The sequence below is a fragment of the Terrisporobacter muris genome (assembly GCF_024621905.1).
Classification (GTDB): domain Bacteria; phylum Bacillota; class Clostridia; order Peptostreptococcales; family Peptostreptococcaceae; genus Terrisporobacter; species Terrisporobacter muris.
The window spans coordinates 1-12,989 of sequence record NZ_JANKBY010000079.1; the positions used below are offsets into that span (position 1 = coordinate 1).

Annotated in this window: 11 protein-coding genes and 1 other RNA gene; 10 read left to right on the forward strand and 2 right to left on the reverse strand. The window is 27.6% G+C overall.

Going from position 1 to position 12,989, the window contains the following annotated elements; translation table 11 throughout:
- The first annotated feature begins 189 nt into the window (after positions 1-189).
- From NSA58_RS08295 to NSA58_RS08310, 4 genes are all read left to right on the forward strand, one after another.
- Positions 190-957, forward strand: coding sequence for an ABC transporter ATP-binding protein (locus tag NSA58_RS08295; protein ID WP_074079863.1), 768 nt, complete (start codon positions 190-192; stop codon positions 955-957).
- Positions 947-2,953 carry an FtsX-like permease family protein gene (locus NSA58_RS08300; RefSeq protein WP_074429562.1) on the forward strand — a complete coding sequence of 669 codons (2,007 nt, stop codon included), beginning with the start codon at positions 947-949 and terminating at the stop codon, positions 2,951-2,953. The genes NSA58_RS08295 and NSA58_RS08300 overlap by 11 nt, the downstream gene beginning before the upstream one ends.
- Positions 2,954-3,080: 127 nt before the next feature.
- Positions 3,081-3,752 carry a response regulator transcription factor gene (locus NSA58_RS08305; RefSeq protein WP_074079865.1) on the forward strand — a complete coding sequence of 224 codons (672 nt, stop codon included), beginning with the start codon at positions 3,081-3,083 and terminating at the stop codon, positions 3,750-3,752.
- Entirely contained in the window at positions 3,749-4,759 is a 1,011-nt protein-coding gene (locus NSA58_RS08310) for a sensor histidine kinase (protein ID WP_074079866.1), read from the forward strand. The genes NSA58_RS08305 and NSA58_RS08310 overlap by 4 nt, the downstream gene beginning before the upstream one ends.
- Positions 4,760-4,856: 97 nt before the next feature.
- Here NSA58_RS08310 and NSA58_RS08315 read toward each other — a convergent pair whose 3' ends face one another.
- Both NSA58_RS08315 and ytaF read right to left on the reverse strand, forming a co-directional pair.
- Positions 4,857-6,122, reverse strand: coding sequence for a GH25 family lysozyme (locus NSA58_RS08315; RefSeq protein ID WP_074429563.1), 1,266 nt, complete (start codon positions 6,120-6,122; stop codon positions 4,857-4,859).
- 149 nt (positions 6,123-6,271) lie between these two features.
- Positions 6,272-6,922: a sporulation membrane protein YtaF gene (gene ytaF, locus NSA58_RS08320; RefSeq protein ID WP_039679244.1), complete on the reverse strand. Its 651-nt coding sequence runs from the start codon at positions 6,920-6,922 to the stop codon at positions 6,272-6,274.
- Positions 6,923-7,382: 460 nt separating this feature from the next.
- Here ytaF and NSA58_RS08325 point away from each other — a divergent pair, with 460 nt between their 5' ends.
- The 6 genes from NSA58_RS08325 to NSA58_RS08350 all read left to right on the forward strand — a co-directional run.
- On the forward strand, positions 7,383-8,036 hold the full coding sequence (locus tag NSA58_RS08325) for a DUF998 domain-containing protein (RefSeq protein WP_257560383.1): 654 nt from the start codon (positions 7,383-7,385) through the stop codon (positions 8,034-8,036).
- Positions 8,037-8,165: 129 nt separating this feature from the next.
- Positions 8,166-8,627 carry an SsrA-binding protein SmpB gene (gene smpB, locus NSA58_RS08330; protein WP_074079911.1) on the forward strand — a complete coding sequence of 154 codons (462 nt, stop codon included), beginning with the start codon at positions 8,166-8,168 and terminating at the stop codon, positions 8,625-8,627.
- A gap of 197 nt (positions 8,628-8,824) precedes the next feature.
- Positions 8,825-9,174: a transfer-messenger RNA gene (gene ssrA / locus NSA58_RS08335) on the forward strand.
- Between the two features lie 164 nt (positions 9,175-9,338).
- Positions 9,339-11,402 (forward strand): HsdM family class I SAM-dependent methyltransferase, encoded by a 2,064-nt coding sequence (locus tag NSA58_RS08340; protein WP_257560384.1) that lies wholly within the window; start codon positions 9,339-9,341, stop codon positions 11,400-11,402.
- Positions 11,402-12,724 (forward strand): restriction endonuclease subunit S, encoded by a 1,323-nt coding sequence (locus NSA58_RS08345; protein ID WP_257560385.1) that lies wholly within the window; start codon positions 11,402-11,404, stop codon positions 12,722-12,724. Before NSA58_RS08340 ends, NSA58_RS08345 begins: the two co-directional genes overlap by 1 nt.
- Positions 12,717-12,989: hypothetical protein (locus tag NSA58_RS08350; RefSeq protein ID WP_257560386.1), on the forward strand; the 273-nt coding region annotated here is incomplete at its 3' end. The genes NSA58_RS08345 and NSA58_RS08350, both read left to right, overlap by 8 nt.

The following is a 12,989-nucleotide window of genomic DNA, read 5'->3' on the forward strand; positions in this document are numbered from 1 at the left end:
GCTTTTGATATATTTTCTACCATTTCTTTACTTGATTTAATTTTTTCTAAATGAATTTCTGTTGCTTTTTCGATGGCTAATCTTTTAGTAGCTTCCTCTTCTTTAGTTTTTTTATAATCTCTTCTAGGAAAGTAAAAGGTGTTTATAATAAAAAGTAAATTAGATAAACTGAGGAGGTATATTAGAAGAATGAAAAATATATTAAGTGTTGAAAAAATAGAAAAATACTATGGAAATAAAGATAATGTAACAAAAGCCATAGATAATATAAGCTTTAAGGTTGATGAAGGAGAATTTGTTGGGATAATGGGGCCTAGTGGAAGTGGTAAAACTACTCTTCTTAACTGTATTTCAACAATAGATACTGTTACAACAGGAAACATAATAATAAATGATAAAGATATTACAAGATTAAAATCAAAAAAACTAGATAAATTTAGACAAAGTGAGCTAGGATTTATATTCCAAGATTTTAACTTATTAGATACATTAACTGCTTATGAAAATATAGCATTGGCATTAACTATAAAAGGTGAAAAATCCTCTGAAATAGATGGGAAAATAAAAGAAGTAGCAAAATATTTAGAAATAGAGAAAGTACTAAATAAATATCCATATCAAATGTCAGGTGGGCAAAAACAAAGGGTGGCATCTGCTAGAGCCATAGTTACAGATCCATCACTAATACTTGCTGATGAGCCAACAGGAGCTCTTGATTCAAAATCAGCAAGATTATTACTTGAAAGATTTGAAAGTCTAAATCAAGATTTAAATGCAACTATACTTATGGTTACTCATGATGCTTTCACAGCAAGTTATGCTCATAGAATTCTGTTTATTAAAGATGGAAAAATATTCACAGAGTTAGTGAGAGGTAAGAATTCGAGAAAAGAGTTTTTCAATAGAATAATGGAAGTTATTACTCTAATAGGAGGCGATGACAACAATGTACTCTAAGATAGCGTTTAAAAATGTTAAGAAAAGTTTTAAAGATTACACAATATACTTTTTAACTTTAACACTGGCAGTTTGCATATTTTATAGTTTTAATTCTATAGAATCACAAAAAGCAATGATGGAGATGAATTATTCTAGCTTAGAATATGTTGAAGGTCTTTCAACTATAATATCTTACGTATCTGTTTTTGTAGCATTTATTTTAGGAAGCCTTATTCTCTACGCAAATAACTTTTTAATTAAAAAGAGAAATAAAGAAATGGGTATTTATATGACTCTTGGGATGTCAAAAAATAGAATCTCTAGAATATTAATATTAGAAACATTAATTGTTGGTGTGTTTTCACTGATAAGTGGATTGATTTTAGGACTTCTAGTATCTCAAGGATTATCAGTACTTGTTGCAAAATTATTTGACTTTAAAATGTCAGGATATACATTTGCAATATCTACACCAGCTATAGGAAAGACTATTTTATATTTTGGAATAATGTTTATACTTGTTATGATATTTAACTCTTTTGTAATTTCAAAATATAAAATAATAGACTTACTAACAGCTGCAAGAAAAACAGAAGAAATGAAGTTTAAAAACCCTATAGTATATTTAGTTACATTTATACTATGTGTGATTTCTTTGGCAGTAGCATATAAATTTGTTTTAGAAGTAGGGCTAGAAGGTATAGACGATCCTAGATTTATGATATCTATAGGACTTGGAATACTTGGAACAGTTTTATTTTTCTTCTCTTTAACAGGGTTTATTTTATATGTGGTGAAAAAGAATAAAAAAGTTTACTTTAAAGGTTTAAATATATTTATAGTAAAACAAATAAACAGCAAAGTTAATACAAACTTTATATCTATGTCAGTAATTTGCTTAATGTTATTCTTAACAATAGGAATATTATCTACTGGATTTAGTTTTAAAAATGCTTTGGAATCAGGATTAGAGCAATCAACACCATATGATGCTAGTGCGTATATGTATATAAGTCCAGAAGATAAAGCAAGAGAAATAGAAAAATCACTTGAGCATATAGGGGTAAAATTTAATAAGAATGATAAAGTAGCTTACTACAATGAGTATACTGATGGAACAAGAGTACAAGATATTATATCTTTAAAAGATGAGTCAGAGAAGAATAATATTGATGCTCAAATTTCATATGTAAAAATCTCAGACTATAATAAGTTAAGAGAAATAAGTAATAAAGAACCAATAGATTTAAAAGAAAATGAAGTATTGATAACATCAAACTTCTCAGACCTATTACCATTAATGGAAAAGCATATGAAAAATAATGATACAATAAACCTTGATGGAAAAATATATAATATAAAAAATAAAGAAGTGATAGAAGACAACTTAAAAACAGATTATATGCAAAGTAATATCTTAACAGTTATAGTAAGTGATGATTTATGTAAAGATAAAGAGTTGTATTCAAGTAATGTAAATGTTAATTTTGTAGGAAATGATAAGGATAAACGAGCAAAAGATTTTAGTGATAAAATATATTCATACAAAACTGAAGATACAGATTATGATAAACTAGGATTTATTATATCAGCTAATAGAAATGAAGTTTATGAAGAAAATAAGGGATTAACGACTATTATATTATTTGTAGGAATATATATAGGAATAGTATTCTTAATAAGTAGTATGGCAGTTCTTGCACTTCAACAATTAAGTGAAGCAAGTGATAGTATAGAAAGATACAAATCATTAAAAAGACTGGGAGCAAGTACAAAAAGCATAAATAAAACAATTTTTGTACAAACTTTAGCTTACTTCAGTATACCAGTAGCACTAGCTGTAGTTCACTCAGTTGTGGGAATAAAAGTTGCAAATGAATTTATAGCAATGTTTAGTCAACCAGATATAGGAAGAACATCTCTTATAACAGCAGGAATATTTATGATTGTATATATGATTTATTTCTATATAACTTATAGTGGATATAAAAATATAGTAAAAAATAATATATAAAACAGAAAGAATCTATTTAAAGTAGCAAAATCTATTTTAAATAGATTTTTTTGGTATAATAAGAGCGATAATAAAGTAAGAGAATATTTATAAAAATAAAACTGAAATAATGGGAGTGATAAAATAGATGGCTAAAATTATAATTATTGAAGATGATGAAATAATTAGAGAAGAGCTAAAAAACTTTTTAAGTAAATATGGATATGAAATAATAGCACCAACAACTTTTGATAATGTGGTTGGATTTATTTTAAAGGAAAATGCTAATTTAGTGTTATTAGATATAAATCTTCCAATTTTCGATGGATATTACATATGTAGAGAAGTAAGAAAGCAGTCAGATGTTCCTATCATAATTGTCACAAGTAGAGATAGTGATATGGATGAGCTGATGAGTATGAATTTAGGGGCAGATGATTTTGTTACGAAGCCTTATAATACACAAATACTGCTTGCAAGAATAGCAGCATTGCTAAAAAGAAGTGGATCAAGTACAACCACTAGTAGTATTTTAACTTATAAAGATTTTCAGTTAAATTTATCAAATGCAACTATTTTATATAAGGAAAGAGAAGTAGAACTAACTAAAAACGAAGTAAAAATACTTTCTTATTTAATAAATCACAAGGGCAAAATAGTATCACGAGAATCGCTTATGGAGTATTTGTGGAGCACTGATTATTTTGTGGATGACAGTACATTGACTGTAAATGTAACAAGATTGCGTAAAAAGCTAGAAGAAATAGGCATAGAAAATGTGATAGAAACAAGAAGAGGACTGGGGTATATAATGCCATGAAAATAAGTGATTATATAAAAGATAAGGGGCTTTTTATAGCTATAAATTTAATGGTTTTTATGGTGATTTCATTTTTTATGTATTCCGCAAATGTGGCTTCAGTTATAATTTTTCTTATATTTTGTGTATGGTTTTTACCACTGCTTATCTATATGTTAATAGAGTATATAACGTTTAGAAAGTATTTTAACACTGTTGAAAATATATTAGAAAATCTAGATAAAAAGTATTTACTTCCTGAAATATTAAAAGAACCTAATTTTATAGAAGGTGAAGAGATAAATTATATTATCCAAACGTTAAGCAGAGATATGCATGAGAATGTAAAATATTATAAGAACATCCAGGAAGAATACAGAGAATATATTGAAATGTGGGTTCATGAAATTAAAACGCCTATTGCATCCACTAAATTATTAATAGAAAACAATACTAATGAAATAACAAGAAAAATAGACACACAAATGGATAAAATCGAGAACTTTGTGGAGCAAGTTTTGTACTACTCAAGAAGTGATGAAGTAGGAAAAGATTATATTATAAAGAAGATAGAATTATCTCAAATTGTGAAATGTGTAGTTAAGAAAAATCAAAGGGACTTTATTGGAAAGAGAATAAGCTTGCAACTAGGAGAGCTTGATGAAGTCATTTATAGTGATGCAAAATGGATTGAATTTATACTGAATCAAATAGTGGGAAATGCTATTAAGTATTCAAAAGGTAAAGGAGATAAAATAAAGATTGAGTCAAAAAAATTGGCAAACTCAGTAATTTTAATAATAGAAGATAATGGTGTGGGAATAATTGAGAGAGATTTAAATAGAGTATTTGAAAAAGGATTTACAGGAGAAAACGGCAGAAGATTTGGCAAAAGTACGGGGATAGGTTTGTACTTATGTAAAAAACTATGTAAAAAAATGGGCTTAGGATTAAATATTGAATCAGAAGAAAATAAAGGGACAAAAGTTACTGTAATTTTTCCACAAATAGAGAATTTAACATATTAAAAATAGTAGATAACTTTAATATTTTTTATATAACTATAAAAATCTCAACTAATTTAAAATTGATTGAGATTTTTGTGCATTTAAGCAAAATTAATTTTTACATATTTACATAATTGCCAGAAACATATCCAATGAAATGTTTGTACTTAACCTTGTACCATCCTGATGATATCTGTTCTAAAACTTCGATAGTAGTATTAGTAGGAATAGTATTTATAATAGAAGAAGATGCAGATAAATCTTTTCTAAGATTAAGGTTTACAGTAGTAACACCTTTTTTCGCAGCAGATGAATTATCAACACTAGTCTGTGTTTGGACAGATGAACTAGAATATGTGCTGATATTATTTTTAGGTGTTTTTAAATAAGTATAATTTAAATCAACATAGTTACTTATACCAGGAACAAGCCCTTTTTCTGAGTACTGCCACATAGAATAATCATTATTAAATGTGTTTGTAGTGTTGTATTGAGCAACCCATAAATTAGTAGAGTTAATAAGTTCATTAGTAAAATAAGTGTTACTAAAATTCTTATTTGTATAGATACCAGTGTCATATCCATAGGATTTTATTGTATTAATAAATGAATTAGCTATTTGAGTAGCAGAATTTTTTGTTATAATTACGCCGTTGCTGTTTGCGTATTTTACACTATCGTATTCATAGTCAAAGAAAACAGGGTATGTAATACTATTTTTGTAAGGTGCTATAGTTTCTACACATTTTCTGGCCTCTTGGGCTGCTTTTTCAGCAGTTGTAGCATAACTAAACCAGTAAACTCCTACTTTTAATCCTGCATTTGAAGCACCTTCAATATAAGTTTTGAATTTGGAATCTACAGTAGATGTACCAAATCCACCTCTTATTATTACGTAATCTATACCAGAACTTTTTACTTTATTCCAGTCAATAGATCCATTCCATTTACTTACGTCAATACCCTTTTCAATAGGACTTAGTTTTAAACAAGATGAATATACATATCCTTGTGTACCACGAAAATCAATTTTGTACCAACCATTGCTTTTTTCAAGAATTTCAACTCTTTCGTTATATGATAAGGTACCAACTAACTCACTTGATGTAGAAGGAGTACTTCTTACATTTAAATAACTTTCTGTTACAGTTCCACTTCCTATGGCCTTAGGGTTAGATAATGTTATTTTTCTTGAATTGAATACATCATCTCCAACTGTATAGGTTTTAGACGAATTTCCGCCCATATTATGATTATTATTTAGTATAGGGTCTGAGTCTATATTAGAGCTAAGAGAATCTGCATCTGATATAGTGGTCATACCTTGAGATGAAATAAGAATACCTAATGACATAGCTAAAAGTGATTTATCTCTTTTTATCATATAATTCCCCCTTTTTTGTATTGTATAAAATTATCCCAAAAAGTAAATATATGTAAATTATACAATGAAATAGGAAGTTTGTGCCAATTAAATATGTAAATAAATGGAGTATGAAAAACATACTCCATTTATTTATGAAATCTATATTATTATTTTAATTTCAAAAAAGCTAGTAAAATAAGAGTTGCTCCACTCAACCATGAAAGGTTAAGTTCACTTTTTTGTGCAACTTTATTGCCTATAAAGCAACCTAATAATACAGCAACTATATTTATCACAAGTGAAAATAAAATAATTTGAACATAGTTTGTTACCATAAGCCCTGTACTAAAACCAGCTGCCAGACCATCGAGAGAAAGAGCCACTGCTAAAGAGAAAGACTCCTTAGGAGAAAGTTCATAAGAATGATCTACGTCTGCCTCTGTACCATCTAAGCAAACTCTAAGAAAAAACTTAAAATCAAATAATTTAAATGATAAATCGCGACTTAAAGTGCCACTTTTATTTAGAATAGCTTTCAAAGTACTATCAAATAATTTAGCCATGCCTAACATTAATAGCACAGTAAAACAAATACTTGTAGTAAAAACACTGGGTATATATTTGCTTATAATACTACCTAGAAAAAGAGCAATAGCTAAAATAGTAGTGCAGACTAAGTTAATTGTCATAGCTGATTTAAAGGGAATTTTTATTTTACTTGTTCCATAGGCAAAACTAGCTACAAATGCATCCATTGAAAGTGCGGAAACAAGTAAAATTGCATCTAGTGAAGATAAGGAATTTAGTGAGTTGAACATAGATACCTCCCCAACTTACATATTGTAAAAAACTTATTAAAGAAGCAAAGTATAAATATTTTAGCGACAATAATGACGCGAATTTTACTTTGTATTAACAATATATTGAAAAAGAAGGTGTTGTGTTACAATTTAAGAAAGAAAAAACAATTTGGGCGATGCCGAATGTTTAGAACATAAAAACAGATTTATTAATAAGTTATTTGATAATAAGCATGTATATGACAATATTGATAATATTTCCCAAGCAATTTGACGAAAACTGAAAAATAGGATTGGTTGGAGTAGCAATTAGTTATATTTTAACGTTGAAGGTTTTGATAAATATAATTTCACTGATTAGCATATTATGTCTTACAATACTTGTATCTTCAGTATTATATTATAAAGATGAAGAATAGATTTTTATAAGATTAACTTTTATAAAATAGATACAGTTTTTGAAAAGGGGGGATTTTCAATGGAAGATAATAAGGTACTTAGCAGAAAAGAAAAATTAGAGAGATTTTTTATGCCACTGGGAATGGTAGGAGTTATATTTTATTTGGTGCATACTATTTTGGGGAATATATTATGGCCAGAGTATAATCCTATAACCATGGATATTAGCTCATTAACTGCAGATGGAGCGTCAAACCAAGGCATACTTAGAGTTTTCACCATGATTTATGGAATATGTATGGTTTTATTTATAATAGGAATGATTATAAAATCAGATAGAAAATATCATTTAGGAACTCGTACAGGATATGTAGTTCTTTTGGGAATGGAGGTAATTTCTTTATTTGGATATACTGCATTTCCACTTGTGGGAGATAAGACTGTAATGAATTTCCAAAACATGATGCATATAACAGTTACAGTTGCAGTAGTTGTAACTACCATAGCATCAGGGTTTACTCTAGCTTATGGATATTTAGTGCAGGAGAAAATGAAGAATCTTGGTAAGTTTATTCTAATAATGGCAATAATAATAACGTTATGTGGAATAATCAGTCCAATTTCCATAGTAATGGGACTGAATATATTGGGATTAACAGAAAGACTAGTTATCTATTCATTGCAGACGTTGATGTTTGTTTTATCTTTTTACTATACAAAATGTGATAAATAGAAACATTTAGCAATAATATTGAGATTTTATTGTGGATATGGTATACTAATGTTTATTAAAATTAAGTTTATATATAAGTATAAAGTTAATAAAATAAATGAATTAATTAATAACAAAGAAGGTGAGAGTATGGCGGTAGGAGAAAAAACATTAGCTACAAACAAAAAAGCTAGACATGAATATTTCATAGAAGAAACTTACGAATGTGGAATAGAATTAAAAGGAACAGAAGTTAAATCAATCAGAGCAGGTAGAGTCAATTTAAAAGAAGGTTTCGCATCTGTAGATAATTCTGAAGTTTTCCTAAAACAAGTTCATATAAGCCCATACGACCAAGGAAACTCTTTTTACAAGATAGATCCTCTTCGTGTTAGAAAATTATTACTTCATAAACATGAAATTAGAAAACTGATAGGGGCTACTACTATAAAAGGTTATTCTTTAGTTCCTATGAGAATGTATCTGAAAAATGGTAGAGTTAAACTGGAATTAGGTTTAGCAAAAGGTAAAAAACTTTACGACAAACGTCAAGACCTTGCTAAGAAAGATGCACAAAGAAGAATAGAAAGAGAAATGACTGGTAAATACTAAGAAAATTAGTAAATTAATTCTAGTTGATTTTTATCTGAAAAAGTAATATATTATATATACAGTCAAGCTAAGTTATTAGTGATAATACTAAGGGGTATAACAATTTTGTGTATACTTTCATATAAAATTAAATATTGAATTGGTGAAAATAAAAAAGTTTGCAAATTAAGCAGTCTCAATGACTTTAAACATCCTATGGGGGTGTACTGGTTTCGACGTGGGTTCGGAACTTGGGGCAGCGTGTCGTGTTACTCTGGGTCACGTAAAAACTGGGGAATTTAAAATAAACGCAAACGATAATTACGCTTTAGCAGCATAATGCTGCTTGTCCCGCCTGAGCCCTCCTGCCGGCTAGGCCTGGACATCATTTATGCAGGGAACTACTTTTAGGGTGTCTCGACTATTAGTGGACTAATTGGGGCTGGCCAAGACTAGAGTTTGTCACTGGACGCTAGTTGAGGCGAGATACTAAAACAGCTGACTACACACGTAGACGCAACGAGGAAAAAGCTTGCGGACAGGGGTTCGATTCCCCTCATCTCCACCATTCAAATCCACGAAAAAGGTATTGGCTAAATAGTCAATACCTTTTTTATTATAATAAATAGGCTTAAAGAATTTATTTTATATACTGTTAAATCTTAAAATATGTAAAAAATAATAATAAATTAAGATATAATAAGATTATAAATAACTAAAGGAGATTTAAGTATGATAAAAGACATAATGGAATACGAATCAAGAGTATGGAATACTGCAGATCTATTATTAGGAGCAGGAATAAAGCAAAGTGATTTCCCAAAGTTTATGATGCCATTTTTTGCATTGATAATGGTAGAAAGTAGATTGTTAAGAATGTCAGATGAAGTTATTGAAGAGTTGGGAATAGATGAAGGTGAAATATCATCAGAAGATTTTATAGATTATATAAAAGAACAAGATAAGGGATATAATTTATATTTATTTGAAAATAGAAAAACTCTAAAAGATATATGTAAAAATGATAAAAATTTTGAAATAGACTTTGATGAATATTTAAATGGATTTGATGATGAAACAAAAGACTTACTAGGTATAAATAAAGGGAATGAAGAAGAGAAGTTTTTAGATATTTCAGGTATAAGCGGTCAATTGAAAAAAAAGAAAATATTTTTTGCATTTGTTAAAGAATGGAGTGAAATAGACTTAAAGCCATTTAATAATAGTGAAATAACTACTTTAGAGGAGCATATAAAAAGAAGATGGGCTGATATATCTGCAGAAACTGCAGGAGAGCAGTATACTCCAGATGATGTAATTGCATTAATATCGGATATAGTTACTTCGAAAGTTGATAAAGATGATCGTTTTTTAACTATATATGATCCAACTTGTGGAGGAGGGAATATGCTTTTTGGAGTAGAAGATAGGATAAATGAAGTTTTAAATAGACCAATAGCTACCTATGGACAAGATTGGAATGATAGTCTTTATGCATTAGCAAAAATTGAGAGTAGATTTAGAGAAAATTCATATATAAAATATGGAAATACACTAACTAATATGGAATTTTATGATAAAAGATTTGATGTAATAGTTGCAAACCCTCCTTATGGTGTGGATTGGAAAGGATATAAAAATGATATAATAAATGATAAAACAGGAAGATTTATAGATTTTCCAGCAGTATCAGATGGACAGTTACTATTTATGCAACATATAATATCGATGCTAGATAGTAACGGTATAGCTCTAGTTGTACATAATGGTTCAACTTTATTTACAGGAGATGCAGGTAGCGGTGAAAGTAATATAAGAAAATGGATATTAGAGGAAGATATAGTTGAATCTATAATTCAATTACCAACGGATGAATTTTTTAATACCAATATATTTACATATATCTGGGTTTTAAATAAGAATAAGGATAAAAATAGAGCAGAACAAATTTTATTAATAGATGCAAGTGAAAAATTTACACTACTCAAGAAAAATAAAGGTAAGAAAAGAAAAGAAATTGATGAAGCTAGCAGAAAAGACATCATAAATACATTAGAAAAGTTTGAAGAAAATAATTATGCTAAAATTTATCATCGTGATAAATTCTTTTACAATAAACAATATATCTTAATCACTGATCATGATATCAATGGAAAAAGTATAGAAGATATGCTAAAAGATAATAAAAAATCTATAAAAATAGATAATGTAAATAAAGTAATTCAATTTAACGATGGAATAGAGGATAGAATAGAAAAATTTATAATAGATAGAAATGAAATAGGAGAATTAGAGTCATTAAAAGAATACAACAGTAAAGTAATAAAAACATTTATTAGTAAATTTGATTATAAACAAGATACTTTTAAAGTATATTGTAATGACTGTATTTATTATTTTGATAATGAAAAAAATACAATCATTAAAGAAGAAAATGGATATAAACATGAACTAGGGTGTGGAAAAATAAGCATTAAAAGCACATATAAAAAACCTACAAAATCTAAGGGTGAGTTTATAGAGATACATGTAGAAATAACTCCCGAATATATAAAGGATAATGAAATTATAAGTTTTTGTTCGGATAAAATTAAGAATAGAGAGAATATAGAATCATTTATGAAAAAGTATGTACAAAGTCCATTTAAATATTTAGATAATGCTATAGGTGTAGAAATAAACTTTAATAAATATTTTTATAAGCAAGAAGAAATAACTGATACAACTAAGATAATTGCTCAGATAAAGAAACTTAATGATGAATTGATGCTACTAGAAAAGGAGTTATTAATGTAATGGATAGGAGTTATAATGAAAAGTTTGAGTGGGAAAATAATATACCGAATGATTGGAGTATTAAAAGGATAAAAGAATTAATAAATTATATTGATCAAGGTTGGAGTCCTGTAGCTGAAAATAGAAAAGTTGAATCTAATGAGTGGGGAGTATTGAAATTATCTGCAATTAAAAATGGAAAATATATAGAAGATGAACATAAGGCATTATCTTTAGGCACAATTGAAAATGAAATGTATATGGTGAAAGTAGGAGATATTTTAGTAAGTAGATCAAATACACCTAAATTAGTTGGTGATGCTTGCTTTGTAAACAATATTGAAAATAAGCTTATGTACTCAGATTTAATTTACAAATTAGATGTAAATAGATATAAATATGATGCTAGATATATAGTATATGCATTAATAAGCCCAACAATAAGAGAACAAATTGAGAAAACTGCGAGAGGATTAAATACATCCATGGTAAAGATTTCACAAAGTTCAATAAAAAATTGGATAATACCTATTCCTAATACTAAAGAAGAGCAGGGTATTATAGCAGATTATTTGGACGAGAATATACTTAATATAGATAAGAGAATTGAAGTTTTAATAAATAAAATAGATAAATACAATGAATATAAGAATAACTTAATAACAAATATGATTAGTAAAGGAATAAATAATACAAAGTTAAAAAGCAGTGATATTGATTGGGTAGAATATATACCAGAAAATTGGAATGTAAAGAGAATGAAGGATATATTTGTAGAAAGAAGTGAAAAAAATTTAAATAAAGATGGAAATCCAGTAACTACTAATATATTATCAGTAATGAAAGACATTGGTGTTATAAATCATAAAGATAAAGGTAATGTAGGAAATAAAATGTCAAAAGATATTACTGGATATAAGTTAGTTTATCCGAATGATATAGTAGTAAATAAAATGAATGTAATGATAGGGTCCGTTGGTATTTCAAAAGAATTTGGAGCTTTAAGTACTGTGTATATAGTTTTAAATATAAAATCAGGAAACTGTGCAAATTATTTTGATTATGTATTTAAATCTAAATCACTTCAAAGACATCTGAGAAAGATAGCTTCTGGCATATTAGAGATTAGAGAAGCTGTAAATATTAATAGATTTATGCAAGAAAGTATTCCTGTACCTCCATATGAGGAACAGATAAAAATAGTAGAGGTATTAGACTACAAATGTTCACTTATTGATAAATCAATAAAAAAAATAAAGTTACAAATAAATATATTAAATAAATATAAGAAATCTCTTATAGATGAAGTGATTATGGGGAAAGTGAGAATAAAAAATGAATGAATTACATTTACAAGATAAATTCTTAATACCGTTTATTACAAATCAAGTAGATGGATTAGGGTATAAAGAAGTAAAAGCTAACACTATAAGTGAAAACTTAATAGTTGAACAAGATTTAAATTTATTTTTAAGTGAAACAGACTTAAATAAAGATAATTACAAAAAATTATTGAAATTATATAAAAATAATGAAAAATTACTTATGAATGATATAGTTGATTATATAACAAATAGGATAAAAAATTATAGAAATATGGCTTTATTT

Bases quoted from the DNA above. Each gene is read 5' to 3' on its own strand.
- NSA58_RS08340 (WP_257560384.1), top strand. From the start codon at position 9,339: ATGATAAAAGACATAATGGAATACGAATCAAGAGTATGGAATACTGCA.
- NSA58_RS08305 (WP_074079865.1), top strand. From the start codon at position 3,081: ATGGCTAAAATTATAATTATTGAAGATGATGAAATAATTAGAGAAGAG.
- NSA58_RS08295 (WP_074079863.1), top strand. From the start codon at position 190: ATGAAAAATATATTAAGTGTTGAAAAAATAGAAAAATACTATGGAAAT.
- ytaF (WP_039679244.1), bottom strand. From the start codon at position 6,922: ATGTTCAACTCACTAAATTCCTTATCTTCACTAGATGCAATTTTACTT.
- NSA58_RS08310 (WP_074079866.1), top strand. From the start codon at position 3,749: ATGAAAATAAGTGATTATATAAAAGATAAGGGGCTTTTTATAGCTATA.
- NSA58_RS08315 (WP_074429563.1), bottom strand. From the start codon at position 6,122: ATGATAAAAAGAGATAAATCACTTTTAGCTATGTCATTAGGTATTCTT.
- NSA58_RS08300 (WP_074429562.1), top strand. From the start codon at position 947: ATGTACTCTAAGATAGCGTTTAAAAATGTTAAGAAAAGTTTTAAAGAT.
- smpB (WP_074079911.1), top strand. From the start codon at position 8,166: ATGGCGGTAGGAGAAAAAACATTAGCTACAAACAAAAAAGCTAGACAT.
- NSA58_RS08345 (WP_257560385.1), top strand. From the start codon at position 11,402: ATGGATAGGAGTTATAATGAAAAGTTTGAGTGGGAAAATAATATACCG.
- NSA58_RS08325 (WP_257560383.1), top strand. From the start codon at position 7,383: ATGGAAGATAATAAGGTACTTAGCAGAAAAGAAAAATTAGAGAGATTT.